Source organism: Streptomyces smyrnaeus, from assembly GCF_017676345.1.
Classification (GTDB): Bacteria; Actinomycetota; Actinomycetes; order Streptomycetales; family Streptomycetaceae; genus Streptomyces; species Streptomyces smyrnaeus.
Genome location: NZ_JAFFZM010000009.1, coordinates 242,268 through 260,540 on the forward strand (window position 1 = coordinate 242,268; position 18,273 = coordinate 260,540).

Below are 18,273 nucleotides of genomic sequence, written 5' to 3' on the forward strand. Positions count from 1 at the left end.
CCTTCCAGGACCCCTGGGAGGAGTCTTGTGTATTTCGGTTCTTCCGGACGGGAGATCATCGCGGCAACTCCGATTCCTGCACAGTGCGGGCATCGGGTACCGCCCCGAAGGAGATGTATTTTGGCTACTGGCACCGTGAAGTGGTTCAACGCGGAAAAGGGCTTCGGCTTCATCGAGCAGGAGGGTGGCGGCGCTGACGTCTTCGCCCACTACTCGAACATCAACGCCACCGGCTTCCGTGAGCTGCTCGAAGGCCAGAAAGTAAACTTCGACGTCACGCAGGGCCAGAAGGGCCCGCAGGCGGAGAACATCGTTCCCGCCTGACGCTGACGCACAAGACGAGCTGGGGTACGCACCTGCGTGCGACCCCAGCTCGTTGCGTTGTGCCACGCTCGCCGCAGAGCATCGGCTGCCGCCTCCGCGACACGTGGAACGGGCGGCAGTAGCAGCTCTCACGGCCCCCTCGCACCCGTGTATCGTCTGCGTTTTCCTGCAGGCGGTGTACCGGTGCTTTTTCATACCGACTCGATGGCCATTGCGGCCCGGTCCCGGTCGGCCCGGCTTTTTCTTCGGCTCGCTCTCGCGAATCCTCGTGCGCCGGTGTGACAAATCGAATCCGTCCGCACGTCTGCGAATCGACGCGCCCAATCCGGTCGGCGCCCCCGCGGAAGCCGGACAGCCGGTGCGGGCACCGTCGCGAACGGCGCCCGCACCGGCTGGTGCCGTGCGATGGCGTCAGGTGCGTACCAGTTCCCGCTCGTCGCCCGGGCCGGAGTCCGCGCCCCCGTCCTCGGCGCCGGTGTGCAGGCTCTCGCCCTCGACGTCGACATCGGGCAGGGCCCGGTCCAGCCACTTGGGCAGCCACCAGGCCCTCTTGCCCAGCAGGGCCAGGACCGCCGGGACGATCGCCATGCGGACGATGAACGCGTCGAAGAAGACCGCGGTAGCCAAACCGAAACCGATCATCTTCACCATCGACTCGCTGGAGCCGATGAAGCCGGCGAAGACGGCCATCATGATCACCGCCGCGGCCGTGACCACCCGCGCGCCGTGCTTGAAGCCCGTCACCACCGCCTGGGTCGGCTTCTCGCCGTGGACATGCGCCTCCCGCATCCGTGTCACGAGGAACACCTCGTAGTCCATGGCCAGGCCGAAGACCACTCCGACCATGAAGATCGGCATCATCGACATCACCGGGCCGGTCTCCTCGACGCCCAGCGGACCGGCCAGCCAGCCCCACTGGAAGACCGCGACGACCGCCCCCAGCGCGGCCAGCACGCTCAACAGGAAGCCCAAGGCCGCCTTCAGCGGGACCAGGATCGAGCGGAAGACCACGATCAGCAGCAGGAACGCGAGCCCGACCACCAGGATCAGATACGGGACCAGCGCGTCGTTGAGCTTCTGGCTGACGTCGATGTTCATCGCGGTCGCGCCGGTGACCAGCACCTCGGCGCCGGTGTCGGCCTGCACCTCGGCCCCCGCGTCGCGGATGCCGTGGACCAGGCTCTCGGTCGCGGCCGACGACGGCTCGGAGTCGGGGATCACGGTGATGATCGCCGTGTCGCCGGCCCGGTTGTACTTCGCCGGGGTGACCGCCACGACGTCGTCCAGGCTCTTGATCCGGCCGGACACGGCGGTGACGGCGCCCCTGGGGTCGTCACTCGCCTCCGCGTCGACCGCGACGGTCAGCGGGCCGTTGAAGCCGGGGCCGAAGCCCTCCGAGAGCAGGTCGTAGGCGCGGCGCTGAGTCGTCGACGTCGGCTGCGAGCCGTCGTCGGGCAGGCCCAGCTCCAGCGAGGTGGTCGGGATCGCCGCGGCGCCGAGACCGACCACACCGAGCAGGAGGACGGCCACCGGGCGGCGTACCACGAAGCTTGCCCAGCGCGTGCCCGCGTTCGGCCTCGCTCCTTGGGCAGCCGCCTTCCTGGCGGCGCGGCCACCGCCGAGCAGCTTGCTCTTCTCGCCCGCGGGCTTCACCCTGCGGCCCGCGTAGCCGAGCAGGGCGGGGATCATCGTCAGGGCGATGAGGACCGCGATGGCGACCGTGCCGGCAGCCGCCACGCCCATCTTCGTCAGCATCGGAATGTTGACGACGGAGAGTCCGACCAGTGCGATCACCACCGTCAGCCCGGCGAAGACCACCGCCGAACCGGCGGTGCCGACGGCCCGGCCGACGGCCTCCTCACGCTCCCGGCCCTCGGCCAGTTCGGCGCGGTAGCGGGAGACGATGAACAGGGCGTAGTCGATGCCGACGGCGAGCCCGATCATCATGGCCAGGGTGGAGGTCGTCGACCCCAGCTCCAGAGCGCTCGCCAGCGCGGTGATCGTGGCGACACCGATGCCGACGCCGATGAGCGCGGTCAGCAGCGGCAGCCCGGCCGCGAGCAGCGAGCCGAAGGTGATGATCAGGACGACCGCGGCGATGGCGATACCGATGATCTCGGTCGCTCCCGTTTCCGGAGTCGTGGTCAGCGCGTCACCGCCGACCTCGACCGTCAGCCCGGTGTCGCGTGCGTCCTGTGCGGCTTCCTTCAACTCGTCCCGGGTGGAGTCCTGCAACTCCATACCGGAGGCCTGGTAGGAGACCGAGGCATAGGCGGTCCTACCGTCCCGGCTGACGCTCTTGGTCTCGTACGGGTCGGCGACGGAAGCGACCTCGGAGCCGTCGGACAGCTCCTCGACGGTCTGCTGGACGGTCGCCCTGTTGTCGGGGTCGGTCATCTTCTCGCCCGCGGGCGCCTTGAAGACGACGCGTGCGGTCGCGCCGTCGGCGCTTGCGCCGGGGAAGCGTTCTTCCAGCAGGTCGAAGGCCTTCTGGGCCTCCGTGCCCGGTATCGAGAACGAGGTGGAGCCCGCGGTGGGGGCACTGGCCGCGCCGGCACCCGCGAGCGCCAGCAGCGCCACCCAGAACAGGGCGACGATGTGCCGTCGCCGGAAGGCGAGGCGTCCGAGTTTGTAGAGGAACGTGGCCACGAGGGCGTACTCCCGGTCAGTCGTGCGGTCTCAGGACAGGGGTGATCAGCCCGACGGCGTGAGCGGTGACGTCAGGTGGGAGGGCCGGCTCAGGGACTCGTCAGTGAGGCGGCAGGCCGAGGGCGGGGAGTACCACGGCGTCGATGTAGGAGGTGAGGAACGTCTGCGTCGGTGGTTGGTCCTCGATCAGCGCCCGGGTTGCGAAGGCTCCGATCAGCATGTGCACCACGTAGTCCAGCGCGGGGTTGTCCGAGCGGACCTCGCCCCGGTCCACGGCGCGCCGCAGCACCCGGCGGAACTCCTCCATCTCGGGCTCGATCAGCAGTTCCTGAAAGGCCCGCAGAAGTTCCGGATTGTGGTGCACCGCCATGAACAGCCCCCGCATCAGTGCGGAGTTCTGCTCCATGGTGCAGTCGTCCTCCCGCGCCACGATGGCGTGGAAGTCGCCGCGCAGGGATCCGGTGTCGATGTCGCCGAGCCGTCCCGGCTTGCTGTGCCGGACGGCCGTCGCGACCAGTTGTGGCTTGCCGCCCCACTGGCGGTAGAGCGTCGCCTTGCTGGAGCGGGTGCGGGTGGCCACGGCGTCCATGGTGAGGGCGTCGTAGCCCACTTCGCGGAGCAGGTCGAGCACGGCCTCGTACAGCTCGGCCTCACGCTCCGGGGTGATACGACTGCGACGCGTCGCTGCGGCCTCGGCCATGCGTCCCTCTCCTTCCGGTCCGAACGAAACGGTTTCGTACGCTACGAAGCGTAGCGCGAGCTCCCTGCGAAACGAAACGGTTTCGTTCGTGTGCTGGCTCACAGCGGCCCGCGCCGGACCGGACACTGCCGACGCACCGGCGGTGAGCACGAGGGGAGCCGGCCAGGGGCGAAGAAGTTCGGCTGCTGTTCCTCTTCCGTACAGGCTTCCGCACACGTCGACTGGCAAGATTCCGGCGTCTGCTCGCCAGTGATCGGCGAGGTAGCGCGGAATTCCTCGTACTCACAGGGCTGGGCATGTCCACTGAAGAAGTTTCCGTGAGCCCGACGGCTCCGACAGCTCCGACGGCTCCGAAGCCCCCGGTTCCCGGGCCCCGGTCGAGCTCCGAGAACAGCGGAGCCGGGCGCGGAGAGCCGGCCCGACCAGGGCACCGGTTCGACATCGACCTGCTGCGCGTCATCTGCGCCTGCTCGGTCATCATCGGCCACGTCGGCGGCGAGTGCATGGCGGCGGTCGACAAGAGCGCGCAGAACGGCCGGGCGGTCTACTGGACGGGCCTGTTCCTCGACTCGGTGACCAGCTGGGCCGTCCCCATGTACTTCGCGATCGCCGGCTGGGCGGTACTGGTGGGAGCGCCGCCGCGCAACGGGAGGACGCTGCGCACGCGTTCGCTGCGCATGATCATCCCGGTGGGCATCTGGTCGGCGGTCTACCTCGCCTGGGGCCGGTGGCGGGACACCAATGACGCACCGACGTCGAAGCTGGCGCTGGACGCCGCCTTCGGCACCGTCCAGCCCGCCTTCCACCTGTGGTACTTCTACGCCCATGTCCCGCTGATCCTGATGCTGGGCTTCGTGATGCTGCTGAAGGCGGGCAAGCGTCCCTGGGGCGTGGTCGCGGCGCTCGTGGTGATCGCAGCAGGACCGACGGCCTTCGGTGACCTGGCGGAGCTCACCGGCTGGGACGTGCCGCGCTTCGGCTGGCAGACCGGGACCTACTCGCTGGTCTACGCGGTGATCGGCGCGCTGCTGCTCAGCCTGCCTGCCACCGCGCGTCGCCACCGGGGCTGGTGGCTGGCGGGCGCGCTGGTGGCGCTGGCCGCTGTGCTGTGGTCGCAGGACCGGATCCACTTCGTCATCCCCAACGCCAGCATCCTCGTGGCAGCCCTCAGCGTCTGCGTGCTGTTCGCCGCCAACGGGGTGCGGATTCCGGAGCGGGTGCGACCGGCGCTGGGCAAGCTGACGGACGCGGGGCTGGGCGCCTTCATGTTCCATGTGCTCCTGCTGAAGACGCTCGCGCCGTCGTTCATCTCCGCGGAGCACGGCTGGCTGGGTGCGGCGGGGGCCGTGGCCGCCCTGGCCGTCCTCACAGTGGTCCCGTCCTTCGCCGTGAGCATGCTGTGGGGCCGGCTGAAGCTGCGGCGCTTCCTGGGCTAGAGCCGGCTGAACGCTCCCTGGGACACTGTCAGGTGGACACGGCCGTGGGGAACGAGAAGCGGGCCGGTGCCGAAGAGTCCTCCGGCACCGGCCCGCCCACTGTCCGTCACCCCGCTTGCCGCAGTGCGCGCTGTGCCGCGCGGATCCGGCGCGCCGCCCAGCGCGCCGACGGGCTGGTACGCAGCAGCCGGGCGCGGACCGAAGTGCCGCCGCCCGGCAGCGCCAGCGCGGTCAGCCGGCGGCGCTTGAAGTAGCGGGCGGTGGCCTCGCCCAGGTGCGCGTCGAGCCACTGGACGGCGTCCTCACGCAGCAGCGGATGGAGCTTCGCCTGCATGCAGTAGCCCACCGTCCGCACCAGCGCCGCCAGTTCGTCGACCTGCCGCGGGGCCGTGGGGGTGTGCTCGGCGACGGCCTCCAGGTCCGGCACGGCGAAGTCGACGATGGTCACCGGCACCCGGTTGCTGTTCTGGTACGGCGTCAGCCGGTCCAGCAGGGATTCCGTGCCGACCTTGGCGATCGGGATGTCGTAGTAGGCCGCCGCGGTCAGCAGCGCGGTGGAGAAGCAGCCCACGACCAGGGTCGGACGGCAGCGGTCGTACACGGCTTCGGCCAGCACCGGGCCCTGCAAGATGTGCAGCCGCACTCCTTCCTGGGCGGCGGCCTTCTCCAGCACCTGGGAGTAGCGTGCGGGGGCGGTGGGGTGCGGCTTGAACACCACACACTCGTGGCCCGCCGCAGCCGCACCCCGCAGCATGTGCGCGTGCAGCTCTTCCTCCTCCTCGGGGGTGAGGATGTTCAGCGCGGCGAGATACTGCCCCAGCAGTACGGCGGTCGGGCGGTCCGCGGCGACCCGAGCCAGCTCCGGCTCCCCGGCGGCGGCCTCGCCCAGCTCGCCGAGCACCTTCACAAAGGCGTCGCTGGGCACGATCTCGGGTTCTACGGTGTGCTCGGCGAGCAGCAGTGGGCGCAACCCGGGCACCAGATCGAGATGCAGCAGCCGCTGGATCCGGCAGCCCAGCCACTGGGGCAGCCGCTCCCTGGTGGGCCCGTAGCTCATCAGGCCGTCCGCGTAGACGTGGATGGCACTGCCGCTGAAGATCGTGGCCAGCGCCCTGGCGGGGCTGACATGCACCGACTCCACGACCAGTTCCACCGGTGCGCTGCCCAGCTGCCAGGCGTTGCGGAACATCCGCTCCCACATGGGTGACTCGTCGCGCAACGGCGCCCAGGTGCTGGGGTGGTAGGGGCGGATGGCCTCGTTCCAGTCGATGATCTCGTCGAAGCGTTGGGCGAGGGTGGCGAAGCCGTTCATGGTGACGAGGCGGGTCGCGGCCTCCGGTGTCGCGGCGTTGTTGGACACCAGCAGGATTCTGCGGGCCGCGCCGGGCGGACCGAACTGCCCCGCGTCCAAGGAGGCGGCCAGGGTCGCCACCCCGTAGAGCGTGGAGACCTCGAAGATCTGAACGGGCTCGGCGGATGCGGGGCGGGCGGACAGGGGCGTGGGAGACGGCTGAGGGGTGCGACGGGACTCGGACATGGTCAGGCCGCCTTCCCCGCCGTACGGAAGCGCCGCAGCTTGTCGGCGCGTTCGTGGTCCATCCCTGCCAGCGTCGTGTCCAGCACATCCTGCGGCATGCCCTGCAGCGCGATGGTCACCCTCTTCTTCAGTCGTCTGGCGACCGGTCTGTGGTAGCGCCGGATGTTGGCCAGATGGAAGGCGAGCAGGGCGCAGTAGGTCCGCACCGCCTTGGGCAGGAACCGCTCGCCCTGGGGATCGGCGGCGAGGTCGGCGAGCAGCGCGTCGTGGGCGGGGATGAAGTCCAGCTGCCGGGCGTCGCGGATCTGGGTGAGCGAGGTGGTCACCCCGCGTCGGTAGAACACGCCGAGCAGACCGGTCGCCGCGAAGGACCGGGCCCTCAGATGCAGCCGCCAGGTCCACAGCCGGTCCTCGGCGGTGCGCAGGTCCACCGCGAACCGCATCGCGCCGTCGTCGAACAGGCTGCGCCGGTAGATGCCGGCCCAGACGAAGGGGTAGTCCACCATCGTCTCCGCCTGCGGGGGAGCGATCACGTCGCGCGGGTGCAGCACCGTGTCCCGCACCGGCGCCGGAGCGCGGCGTACGACCCGGGCGGTCCCGGTGCTCTGCACATGGTCGGTCCGTACGAAGTCGCAGTCCAACGCCTCGATGGTGCTCACGAGTTCGTCGAGGTACCCGGGGCCGTACCAGTCGTCGCCGTCGAGGAAGGTGAGGTAGTCGCCGCGGGCGGCGTCGATTCCGCTGTTGCGGCTCTGGGCGATGCCCTTGTTCTCCTCGTGCCGGATGACGGTGGTGTGCGGGAGGCGCTGCCGCCACTCGTCCAGGATCTCCGGGGTGGCATCCGTGGAGCAGTCGTCGACCAGGATGAACTCCGTTGTGGGCCCCGCGTTGTTGGCGAGGCTCCGCAGGGTGTCGTCCGCGAATTGCTGCACGTTGTGGCACGGCACGATGACGGAAAGTTTGGGCATGCGAATTCCAGGCGGTAAGATGGATGATGGCAACGGCTCATCATCCCTACGGTGAACGGGTGATGAACGGCCGAGGAAATGGTCACGCTGAGCTGAAAAGCAGGGTCAGGGCATTCCCGGGCGCAGCGGTTTTTGCGTCCGGACCTGTAGCGTAAGCGCTTGATGACCCCCGTTGACCAGGGGTTTCTGAAGTTCGGAAGAATTGGGTGAACCAATTGGCCCGGCATTCCGCGCAATGCGGGGCAGTTGCTCACATGTTCGGTGAATTCTCTGTGATTCATCTCACGGCTCGGCCGAACCCGTCGTATGTGCCCCGCTGTTGGAGTTTCTCCGGGAATCGCGGACCGCGGACCTCGGATCCCCGTTCCGGGGACTGCGGACCTGCGGCACGGCTCCCCGGCCCGGCCGATCTCCGGCCCGGCTCGGCCGGTCCGGGGTGCCGCCGGTCGGGGCGGCCCCCGTCCGGGTCGGTCAACCGGCGCTGATCTCCTGGCCGGGGAGAGCGGGTTCGGCAGGCGGCGCGGCCGGCTTCTTCGCCGTGATGAACAGCGTTGCCACGAGGGCCAGCATGAGCAGCGCCGCGCAGGTCCAGCTCGCCAGTGCCAGGCCGTGTGCCATGGCCGCGCGGGCGGCCTCGGCCGCGTCCGCCGTGCGCGGGTCGTCCGAGAGGGAGGGGATGACGGAGCCGGCGCTCCTGGTGACGGCGTCGCTCAGTCGGTCGGCCCGCTCACCGCTCAGACCGGCACCGTCGAGCCGGTCCCTGAGGTCGGAGGCGAGGGTGCTGAAGAAGAGCGTGGTCAACACGGCGATACCCAGCGCGGAGCCCAGCTCCCGCGCCGCGCTCTGGATGCCGGAGCCCTGCCCGGCGCTGCGCACCGGTACGTCGGCGAGGACCACGTTGGTGATCTGGGCGGTCGCGAAACCGACGCCGACGCCGTAGACGAACAGGGAGGCGGCGATCAGCCACCAGGTGCTGTCCGTCGAGGCGATGAGTCCCAGCATCACCAGACCGCCCGCCTCCAGTACCAGCCCGATGCGCACCTGCTGGAGCGCGGGAACCGAGGCGGCCATCGAAAAGCCGGCACCGCTGGCGAAGAAGCTGCCGGCCGCGAGGGCGACCAGGGCCAGGCCGGCCTCGAAGGCGCTGTAGCCGAGCGCGAACTGCAGCCACAGCGGCAGCACGGCGATGATGCCGAACTCGCCGACGCCCACCAGCAGGGTGACGAAGTTGCCGCTGCGGAACGAGTTGATGGAGAAGAGCCGCACATCCATCAGCGGCTCGTTCCCCGCCTTCCCGAGGGCGGCCTGCCTGCGCCAGAAGAGCACCAGCGCCACGGCTGCCACCACTTGGGCCACGAAGACCGGCGAGGGGTTCGCGCTCCAGCTGAAGGCACCCAGTTCCAAGGGCTCGACCGTCTCCACCCAGCCGTAGGTGCGCCCCTCGATCAGGGCGAAGGCGAGCAGTCCGAGCCCGACGACCGACAGCGCACTGCCCACCGCGTCGATGCGGGCGTTCACCCGCGGGGAGGCGTCGAGATGGCAGAGAGCGCCCACGATGATCAGGGCCACCAGCGGGATGTTGATGCCGAAGGCCCAGCGCCAGGAGAGGTCCGCCAGCCAACCACCGAGCAGAGGACCGACCGCTGCGGCGGCGCCGATGGTCGAACCCCAGATGGCGAAGGCCTGTCCGCGCGCCCGGCCGGTGAAGGTGGCGTTCACCAGTGCCAGGGAGGCGGGGAGGATCGCCGCGGCCCCCAGTCCCTGGAGGAACCGGACGAGGATCAGGATGCCGCCGTCAGGTGCGGCGGCCGCCAGCAGGCTGGTCAGCCCGAACACCACCAGGCCGACGAGGAAGACCTTGCGCGCGCCGAGCGCGTCGCACAGGCGGCCGGTCAGCAGGAGGAGCGCGGCGAAGGAGATCGCATAGGACTCCTGGATCCACTGGGCCTCGACGGAGTCGATCTTCAGGTCCTCGATGACCGGGGCCAAAATCACATTGACGATCGTGATGTCCACCACGATCAGGGCCACACCCAGGGACACGGCGAGCAGGCCGAGCCACTGGCGTGTGGTGGGAGGGGCTTCCGGGGTGCCGTTCACAATTCCTCCGCTCTGAAGTATCTCCGTGGTGAAGTTATTTTGCGGCAGTGTGATTGTCAATGTGCGCCGCACCGACCCGACTCCACAGCGGTGAATCTTTATGGTGAAGTGACCCATGAAGGGGACGAGGCGCCGTCGACGGGTCGAGGGGCGAGGAAGGGGTGTCCGCTTCGACCCGGCGGAGCTTCGAGCCGGACCGACAGGATGTGAAGCTGAGCGATGGAAGAGCACACGGTGGCGCGCGCCGACATCAGCCCCGAACGGCTGATGGAAGACTTGCGGACCTTCGGCGCCAACTACACCGAATTCACCCGGAGGTTCGCCGCCTGGCTGGGCCTCCACTCGACGGACGCAGCGGCGCTGGCCGAGATCCTGTACGCGGAGGACAAGGGCGCCCCGCTCTCGCCCGCACGGCTGAGCGAGCGGATCGGCCTCTCCTCGGGAGCCACGACGGCACTGCTCAACCGGCTGGAGAAGGCGGGGCACATCGTACGGAGACGGGAGCACACCGATCGCCGGATCGTCACCCTGCGCAGCAGCCCCGAGGTCAGGCCGCAGGCGATCGAGTTCTTCGGGTCCTACTCCGAACGTCTGGCGGCGGAGATCTCCCGGTATCCGCCCGAACAACTGCGGCAGTTCCAGGAGTTCGTCACCCACCTGAGCGGCACCATGAACTCCCTGCTGGCGCACGAGTACCACGCGCTGCAGCCCGGCGACCGGCCCGGAACACAGCAGGACGCCGAGGACGCAGCGCCTTCCCGCAGGGGACGCAGCTGACGGAAGCTCGCATCGAGCCGGGAGCCCAGGAGCGGACGCACGCGCGCGCCGTGCCGGGAGACAGGCTCCCGGCACGGCGCGTCCTGTGCGGTCTTCCCCCGCGCGGAGCGCGCACCGGGCGAGGGAGAGCCGGAGGATTACGGGAAGGTGAGCTTGAAGCTGTTGATGTGACCGGTGTCGGCCGGGCCCCGGTCCTGGACCCTCAGTTGCCAGACTCCGTTGGCGTTCTCCGCCGAAGCGTCGACCGTGTAGGTGGTGTCGATGTTCGGCGTCGGGTCGGCCGCCACATTGTGCAGTCGATAGGATCTGCCGCTCGGGCCGATGAGATCGATCTGCAGGTCACCGCTGTAGGTGTGGACGATGTTCACACCCACCTTGAGGTTGCTGGGTGCCCGGCCGGTCAGCCCGCTGGTGGTGATCTTGGAGGTGACCGCCGCGCCCGGGTAGTCCGGGATGGAGACATCGGCGTCGTTGGTGAACGTCTTGCCGTCCCCCGGGTCGCCGCCGCCGGAGCGGGCACCGACCGCCACGCCTGCCCAGGCGTCCGCCACGGCCTTGTACTCGGCGCTGTCGGTGCCGTACAGCTCACCGGCCACCGCGAGCGTCCCGGTGCGTGCCGAGGCGTAGTTGGTGGTGGAGGTGAACTTCGTGGTCAGCGCCTTGTACCAGATGAGCGCGGCCTTCTCGCGGCCGATCCCGGTGACCGGAAGGCCGTCCGCGGTGGGCGAGTCGTAGCTGACGCCGTTGATGACCTTGGCGCCGCTGCCCTCGCTCAGCAGATAGAACCAGTGGTTGGCGGGGCCCGACGAGTAGTGCACGTCGATGTTGCCGATGCCCGCGTACCAGTTGTCCTTGGAGGCGCCGTCCCGGCTGGGCTTGTCCTGGTAGCGCAGCGGGGTGCCGTTGCCGCGGATGTCTATCTTCTCGCCGATGAGGTAGTCGCCCTTGTCGGCGGAGTTGGCGGCATGGAACTCGACCGCCGTGGCCAGGATGTCCGAGGTCGCCTCGTTCAGCCCGCCGGACTCACCGCTGTAGATGAGGCCCGCCGTGGCCGAGGTGAGACCGTGGGTCATCTCATGGGCCGCCACGTCCATCGAGGTCAGCGGCTTGCTGTTGCCCGATCCGTCGCCGTACGTCATGCAGAAGCAGCTGTCGCTCCAGAAGGCGTTGACGTAGTTGTTGCCGTAGTGGACCCGGGAGTAGGCGCCCCGGCCGTCACCGCGGATACCGGAGCGGCCGAACACGTCCTTGTAGTAGTCCCAGGTCTCCGCCGCGCCGTAGTGGGCGTCGGCGCCGGCGGTGGCGGCGTTCGACGGGCTGCCGTTGCCCCAGGTGTCGGAGGACTGGGAGAACAGGGAGCCGGTGCCGGAGGTCCCGCGGTTGAGGTTGTAGGTCCGGTGGCCACCGCGGTCGTTGTCGGTCAGCGTGTAGTTCGAGCCCGACCTGGCCGTGCTCAAGGTGACCTGGCCGCTGTACTGGGTGTTGCCGATACCGTTGTGGACGGCCTGCCACTGGTAGAGCTTCTTGCCGCTGCGGGCGTCGGTGACCACGTGCAACTCGTTGGGCGTGCCGTCGTCCTGCAGCCCGCCGACGACCGTCTCGTAGGCCAGCGTCGGTTTGCCCTTGGCCAGCCATACGACCTTGCGCGGCGCGCGGTCGGCGTCGGTCTTCTCCGAGCCCGCGGCGTCGGCGGCCTTGAGTGCCTGCCGCTCCGCCGTGCCCGGTCGCACGCTCGCCTTGGCGGGGACGTTCTTCAGCGCGTGCTTCGAGGCGCGGACGACCTCTTCGGTGCTGCCCTTCTTGGTGGTCTCGACGACCAGGTCGCCACCGAGGACGGGCAGGCCGTCGTAGGTGCGCTCGTAGCGGGTGTGGACGGTGCCGTCGCGGTCCTTGAGCACGTCGCGGACGACCAGCTTCTCCTTGGCGCCCAGGCCCAGCTTGTCGGCGGTGGCGGCCTTGTTGCTGTCGGCCTTGCGCAGCAGCGCGGCGCGCTGGGTGGGCGACAGATCGGCGGGCAGGGCACCGGGGTCGGCTCCCTTGGCGGCGGTGGTCCGGGCGGTGGCGCGGTCCTGGTCGTCAGCCGTGGCCGGTCCGCTCTGGACGGCGACCGAGAGCAGAGCGGCAACGGCGCCGAGCGCGATACCGGCCGACGCCCTGGGGTGGGGAAGACGTGCGGGGCGACGTCTGTGGGAGGTGGCGGGGTTTCCGTGGGAGGTTGATCTTCGCAATGCTGACTCCTTCTGCGGGCCGCAGGGATGTACGGCCTGGGAGACCCGGCGGCGGATGACCGTCCGGGCAGTTCTCGGCAGAACAAGGCGAAGCAAGGCTGAACCGGTGGAACCAGTGGAGCGTGATGGAACCGGTGCGGCGGCCGGGACTGTCCGAACGCCGCGTGGGGGAACGGCCGCTCGACGTTCGCGCGGTAGCGCGGCGGCCAGTCGCAGAGTGCCACCCGGACGAGTGTCTGTCAGGAGCGCATCAAGGGTTTGGCCGGAATCGGTCCGTTGTCCGTAAGTGCGCGTTCGCTATCCGGAGTGGTCGGCTGCCGCGAGGGAGTGCGTCAAGTCCGCCCGGGCAGGGCCCCGTCGCGGCAACGGCCGACCTCGGAGCGGACGATTCAGGTGCGGGTACTCCTCACCGCCGGGAGCAGGCAGCTCCCAACGGGCCGAGAAGACCCGCACAGTTGCCGTTCGGTCCGACTCGAACGCTCAGTCGCGGAACGAACCGTCCGCGCGCCGTGCGTGGTTGGACAGCAGATGCCCGCACTGGGGGCAGTGGCGCCGCAACCCCCGCTTGAGGACGTAGCCGATTCCCACGGTGCACAGATACATCAGGCCGACCGCGGTCTTCTGCACGAGCTTCCCCAGCCCCGACTTGGTGCAGGTCGCGCAGTCACGGCATCCGGTGGCCATCGGGTCTCCCTCACGTCGGTTCTCTCAGCGGTACTGCTGATCAGGACGTGAGGGAGGAGGAAGCAGGGTGCTCCGCGGACCATCCGGCTACGGCCCTGGGACCGGGCTGTTACGCACGCAGCCCGCCGTGGGCGTGTTCCGGCGTGGGCCTGCCCGCTAGTCGGTGCGGGTCTCCCGGCGGTCGCCGCCCCATCGGGTGTGGTAGGTGCCCTCGCGGTCGGTGCGCTGGTAGGTGTGGGCGCCGAAGTAGTCGCGTTGGGCCTGGGTGAGTGCGGCGGGGAGCCGGTCGGCACGCAGCCCGTCGTAGTAGGCCAGCGCCCCCGACATGCCCGGCGTCGGCACCCCGTGCCGCGCCGCCGTGGCGACGGTGTCCCGCCAGGCTTCCTGAGCCCGGCCCAGTTCCCCGCCGAACTCCGGATCCGCCAGCAGCGTGGGCAGGCCGGGACGCTCGGCGAACGCCGCGCGGATGCGGTCGAGTAACGCCGCACGGATGATGCAGCCCGCACGCCAGACGGCGGCGACGGACGACAGCTCGATGTCCCAGCCGTACTCCGCGCTCCCGGCTCGGAGCATGTCCCAGCCCTGGGCGTAGGAGATGACCTTGGAGGCGTAGAGGGACTGCTCGATCTGTTCGGCGAAGCGGGCCTTCTCCGCCTCCGGCAGCCGGGCCGACACCGCCGGCCGCGCGGCGCCCGCGTCCTGGTGCGGTCCGGGCAGGGACGCCGCCGCCTCGCGCAAGGCGGTGTGGCCGGACTGCGAGCGGGCGAAGACCGCCTGCGCGATGCCCGGCACCGGCACCCCCAGATCGAGCGCCGTCTGCACGGTCCAGCGGCCGGTGCCCTTCTGCTCGGCGCGGTCCGCCACGACGTCGACGAACGGCCGGCCGGTGTCCGCGTCGGTGTGGGTGAGGACCTGGGCGGTGATCTCGATGAGGTAGGAGTCCAGCCGCCCTTCGTTCCAGCTCCGGAAGACGTCCGCGATCTCGGCGGGGGCCAGCCCGGCCACCTTCCGCAGCAGGTCGTACGCCTCCGCGATGAGCTGCATGTCCGCGTACTCGATCCCGTTGTGCACCATCTTCACGAAGTGACCGGCCCCGTCGGGCCCCATGTGCGCGGTGCACGGCGTGCCGTCCGGGGCGCGGGCCGCGATCCGCTCCAGCAGGGGGCCCAGCGCCTGGTACGACTCCGCCGAGCCGCCCGGCATGATGCTCGGGCCCAGCAGCGCGCCCTCCTCACCGCCCGAGATGCCCGTGCCGACGAAGTGGATGCCGCGCTCGCGCAGCGCCGCTTCCCGGCGGCGGGTGTCCTCGAAGTGCGCGTTGCCGCCGTCGACGATGACATCACCGGGTTCCACCAGCTCGGCGAACTCCTCGATCACCGCGTCCGTCGGCCCGCCCGCCTTCACCATCACCATCAGGCAGCGCGGCCGCCGCAGCGCGGCCACGAACTCCCGGGCCGAGGTGGTGGGTACGAAGGCGCCTTCGTCACCGAACTCCGCCACCAGTTCCCGGGTGCGGGCCTCGGTGCGGTTGTGCAGCGCGACGGTGCAGCCGTTGCGGGCGAAGTTGCGCGCGAGGTTGCGACCCATGACGGCCAATCCGGTGACACCGATCTGCGCCGACGCTGTCATGATCATTCCCTTCGGGCTCTCGGATCTCCGGGCTCACGTGACGGTCCGGGCACGGCCGCACGACTGCCCCACCGATCGTCTCCCGACACGTGCGGGACCGCTCGTCGGCGAGCGGCTCCGCGCAACCGCTCACTTGGCGTCCGCGTAGCACTCCACGACGGCCGTGGTGAAGGTGAACCGCACGGGGGTCGGTCCGAATGCGGCGACGGCCGCCTGCTCACCGGCCGCCGTGATCGCCTCCCGCACCTGTTCGGCCTCCTCGGCGGGGCAGTGCACGATGACCTCGTCGTGCTGGAAGAACACCAGTTCGGCGGCGAGTGGTGCGAGTCGCTGCCGCAGCGCTGCCAGCATCAGCACCGCCCAGTCGGCCGCGCTGCCCTGCACCACGAAGTTCCGGGTGAAGCGGCCCCGCGCCCGCGCGGCGCCCGGACCACCGGCCGCCGGGCCTTCGGCCGCCGAGCCTTCGCCGCCCACGCCCTCGCCCGCCTCCGGGCCCGTGCCGCTCGCCTCCTCCCCGTCCGCTTCCCCGTCCCCGTGGCCCACCGGAGGGCAGGTGCGGCCCAGATGGGTGCGGACCAGGCGGCCCTCCTCGCCGGCGCGGGCGGCCTCGTCCACGTATGCGACGGCAGCGGGGAACCGTCTTCGCAGCGCGGCGAGGTTCTTCAGCCCGTCGCCGCTGGTCTGGCCGTAGATCGCACCGAGCAGCGCCAGCTTGGCCCCGGCGCGGTCGCCGAAGAACGCGCGCTCCGACAGCGCCGTGTACAGGTCCTGCTCGCCGCCGGCCACCGTCATCAGCCCAGGGTCCCGGGAGACGGCGGCCAGCACCCGGGGCTCCATCTGGTCGGCGTCCGCCACCACCAGCCGCCAGCCGGGCTCGGCGACCACGGCCCGGCGCACCACCTTCGGGATCTGCAGGGCGCCGCCCCCGTTGGTCGTCCACCGGCCGGAGGCCGCACCGCCGGGCACGTACTCGGCGCGGAAGCGGCCGTCCCGCACCCAGGAGCGCAGCCAGCTCCAGCCGTGCGCGGTGTAGAGCCGGTAGAGCTTCTTGTAGCGCAGCAGCGGCTCCACCGCCGGATGGTCCACCTTCCGCAGCTCCCAGGCCCGCGTGGAGCCCAGCCGGATCCCCGCACGGGCGAACGCCTGGAGTACGTCCGTGGCCAGATCCGGCCGCACCCGTACGCCGGGTCCGAACGCCCGCGACACCTCCTCCTCCAGCTCCACGAGTCGTCTGGGCGGGCCGCTGCCCGCATACCGCTCGCCCAGCAGCTCCTCCAGCAGTTCCCGGTGGATCTCGGCGCTCCACGGCACCCCGGCGCGGCTCATCTCCCCGGCCACCAGCGTGCCCGCCGACTCACCGGCCAGCAGCAGCCGCATCCGGTCCGGGTGCTCGGTGCGCGCGGTGCGGTCGAGCTGCGCCGCGTACACCTCCAGCAGCGCCTCCAGCGGGTCCACACCGTCCGGCAGCGGTACCGGACCCGCCTCGAACAGGGAGGGCTGGGGATCGGTCTCGCGGGGGGAGGCCTGCCGGTCCGGGGGCACCGGCCGCCCGTGCAGCCGCGCCCAGGCGGCCGGCACCGAGCGCGGCTCACCCGCTCTGCCCTCGTAGGCCAGCAACAGGGCCTCGGCCGTCTCCACGTCGTAGCACCGCTCCACCCGCACTCCCGGGGCGCCTCCCGGTAGCGGGCCGGTGGAGGCCGGCAGCGCGGGCTGCACCAGAGGTGTGGAGCGCCATACCCAGCGGGTCGTCCCGGGCCGGGCCCGTACGGCCGCCGCCACCGACTCCTCCGTGACGACAGGGCCCGCCGGGCGGCCTCGTGCGTCGAGCGGGCAGACCCGCACCCGGTCGCCGCCCGCCGGGACCAGCGCCCACCGCTCCCCGCCGGGCGGCGCGCCACCTGCCGCGGGCACCGCCCGCGCCGTGTGCCCGACCCCCGTCTCGTCCATGCCCGAAGTGTCGCAGCCGCCTCTGACAACGCCTCCGGCCTGCTCACGGGGAGGGAGGGACGGGCGCGGTCCGGTCCGACGGTCCCGATCACGGACAGATGAGGGGGTGTCATACTTCCTGCGTCCCAACGCACTTGGAGGCCAGGGCCGACTGTGAACAAGAGCCAACAGCGTGGCGCGCGCTCCCTCCCCGCGCCCCGTGCCACCGAGAGGTCCCAGGCGCGCCGCGCCGAGCTCCTGGCGATAGGCCGCAAGCTGTTCGCCGACACCTCCTACGACGCCCTGTCCATGGACGACATCGCGCGCAGCGCGGGGGTGGCGAAGGGGCTGATCTACTACTACTTCACCAACAAGCGGGGCTACTACCTGGCGATCATCGAGGAGGCCGTCGCCGAACTGGTGGCCCGGGCGACGAGCGCCTCCGAGCTGCCCCCCGCCGAGCGGGTGCACCGCACCATCGACGGCTATCTGCGGTACGCCCAGCACAACCAGGCGGCCTACCGCACGATCGTCAGCGGGGGAGTGGGCCACGACGAGCAGGTCATGGCGATCCACGACCGGGTGCGCGAACAGTTGGTGGGCGCCATCGCCGAGGGTGCCTGGAGCCGTACCGACATCCCGCCCCTCGCCCGGACGGCCCTGGTGGGCTGGCTGGCCTCGGTGGAGGGCGTCACCCTGGACTGGCTGGCCCGCAAGCAGCAGCTGTCCCGCGAGGTGCTGCGCGAACTGCTCACCCGCACGCTGCGCGGCACGCTGGAGATCATCGCGGAGTTCGACCCGGCACTGCCCCCGCCCACGCCCCCGCAGGTCCAGAGCCGAACGCGGCCGTAGCCTCCTGCCGAGCCCGGAGGCCCGCAGCCATGCGGTTCTGCGGTTCTTCTCCGAGGTCCCCTTCGGCGCTTCTGCCCCCCCCGGGCCCGCCGTCGGTCCGGTCGGCACCGGCATATCTCTCTCCTTTCGGGACACTCGTCCGCAGAAGAGCGTCCTTCCGGCTGAGAGGGAAACCATGGACATATCGGGTCTGATCAGCGCGCTCGTCGTCGGCATCGTCATCGGTGCGCTCGGTCGGCTGGTGCTGCCGGGCAGGCAGCAGGTGGGGGTGGTGTGGACGATCGTGGTCGGCATCGTCGCCGCGCTGATCGGCAGCGGCATCGCGGGGGCGGTCGGCGTGGCGGACACCAAGGGGTTCGACTGGATCGAGCTGATCATCCAGGTCGCCCTGGCGGCGGTCGGCGTCGGCGCGCTTGAGCGGGCGCGCGCGGGCGGACGGGTGCGCCGCTGACAGGTGGCGGGC

The 18,273-nt window shown here is 70.6% G+C and carries 14 protein-coding genes; 5 read left to right on the plus strand and 9 right to left on the minus strand.

The genetic code is table 11. The features are described from left to right. The first annotated feature begins 120 nt into the window (after positions 1 to 120). Entirely contained in the window at positions 121 to 324 is a 204-nt protein-coding gene (locus JW613_RS17170) for a cold-shock protein (protein ID WP_027735515.1), read from the plus strand. A 411-nt stretch (positions 325 to 735) separates the two neighbouring features. Here the strand turns inward: JW613_RS17170 and JW613_RS17175 are convergent, their stop codons facing one another. Beyond that, complete coding sequence (locus JW613_RS17175) at positions 736 to 2,973, minus strand: MMPL family transporter (protein WP_209211683.1); 2,238 nt, start codon at positions 2,971 to 2,973, stop codon at positions 736 to 738. Positions 2,974 to 3,073: 100 nt separating this feature from the next. After that, positions 3,074 to 3,673 carry a TetR/AcrR family transcriptional regulator gene (locus JW613_RS17180; protein ID WP_209211684.1) on the minus strand — a complete coding sequence of 200 codons (600 nt, stop codon included), beginning with the start codon at positions 3,671 to 3,673 and terminating at the stop codon, positions 3,074 to 3,076. 317 nt (positions 3,674 to 3,990) lie between these two features. Between JW613_RS17180 and JW613_RS17185 the strand changes: the two genes are divergently transcribed. Then, positions 3,991 to 5,109: an acyltransferase gene (locus JW613_RS17185; protein WP_307865927.1), complete on the plus strand. Its 1,119-nt coding sequence runs from the start codon at positions 3,991 to 3,993 to the stop codon at positions 5,107 to 5,109. A 106-nt stretch (positions 5,110 to 5,215) separates the two neighbouring features. On the opposite strand, the gene JW613_RS17190 is transcribed toward JW613_RS17185, so the two are convergent. The 3 genes from JW613_RS17190 to JW613_RS17200 all read right to left on the minus strand — a co-directional run bounded on the left by JW613_RS17190 (position 5,216) and on the right by JW613_RS17200 (position 9,714). Next, positions 5,216 to 6,646, minus strand: a complete 1,431-nt coding sequence (locus JW613_RS17190) for a polysialyltransferase family glycosyltransferase (protein ID WP_209211686.1) — start codon at positions 6,644 to 6,646, stop codon at positions 5,216 to 5,218. Between the two features lie 2 nt (positions 6,647 to 6,648). After that, positions 6,649 to 7,614 carry a glycosyltransferase family 2 protein gene (locus JW613_RS17195; protein WP_209211687.1) on the minus strand — a complete coding sequence of 322 codons (966 nt, stop codon included), beginning with the start codon at positions 7,612 to 7,614 and terminating at the stop codon, positions 6,649 to 6,651. A gap of 471 nt (positions 7,615 to 8,085) precedes the next feature. Then, positions 8,086 to 9,714, minus strand: coding sequence for an MFS transporter (locus JW613_RS17200; RefSeq protein ID WP_307865928.1), 1,629 nt, complete (start codon positions 9,712 to 9,714; stop codon positions 8,086 to 8,088). 219 nt (positions 9,715 to 9,933) lie between these two features. Here JW613_RS17200 and JW613_RS17205 point away from each other — a divergent pair, with 219 nt between their 5' ends. Continuing rightward, positions 9,934 to 10,491: a MarR family winged helix-turn-helix transcriptional regulator gene (locus tag JW613_RS17205; RefSeq protein ID WP_209211689.1), complete on the plus strand. Its 558-nt coding sequence runs from the start codon at positions 9,934 to 9,936 to the stop codon at positions 10,489 to 10,491. Between the two features lie 137 nt (positions 10,492 to 10,628). Here the strand turns inward: JW613_RS17205 and JW613_RS17210 are convergent, their stop codons facing one another. From JW613_RS17210 to JW613_RS17225, 4 genes are all read right to left on the minus strand, one after another. Further along, positions 10,629 to 12,719 (minus strand): M4 family metallopeptidase, encoded by a 2,091-nt coding sequence (locus JW613_RS17210; RefSeq protein WP_209211690.1) that lies wholly within the window; start codon positions 12,717 to 12,719, stop codon positions 10,629 to 10,631. Positions 12,720 to 13,199: 480 nt separating this feature from the next. After that, positions 13,200 to 13,403, minus strand: coding sequence for a hypothetical protein (locus tag JW613_RS17215; protein ID WP_209211691.1), 204 nt, complete (start codon positions 13,401 to 13,403; stop codon positions 13,200 to 13,202). 156 nt (positions 13,404 to 13,559) lie between these two features. Then, positions 13,560 to 15,032, minus strand: a complete 1,473-nt coding sequence (gene gnd, locus JW613_RS17220) for an NADP-dependent phosphogluconate dehydrogenase (protein ID WP_209211692.1) — start codon at positions 15,030 to 15,032, stop codon at positions 13,560 to 13,562. 129 nt (positions 15,033 to 15,161) lie between these two features. Continuing rightward, positions 15,162 to 16,979: a bifunctional 3'-5' exonuclease/DNA polymerase gene (locus JW613_RS17225; protein ID WP_209211693.1), complete on the minus strand. Its 1,818-nt coding sequence runs from the start codon at positions 16,977 to 16,979 to the stop codon at positions 15,162 to 15,164. Between the two features lie 153 nt (positions 16,980 to 17,132). Here JW613_RS17225 and JW613_RS17230 point away from each other — a divergent pair, with 153 nt between their 5' ends. Both JW613_RS17230 and JW613_RS17235 read left to right on the plus strand, forming a co-directional pair. Beyond that, entirely contained in the window at positions 17,133 to 17,810 is a 678-nt protein-coding gene (locus JW613_RS17230; RefSeq protein WP_209211694.1) for a TetR/AcrR family transcriptional regulator, read from the plus strand. Between the two features lie 175 nt (positions 17,811 to 17,985). Continuing rightward, positions 17,986 to 18,261, plus strand: coding sequence for a GlsB/YeaQ/YmgE family stress response membrane protein (locus JW613_RS17235; RefSeq protein WP_209211695.1), 276 nt, complete (start codon positions 17,986 to 17,988; stop codon positions 18,259 to 18,261). Positions 18,262 to 18,273: the final 12 nt, after the last annotated feature.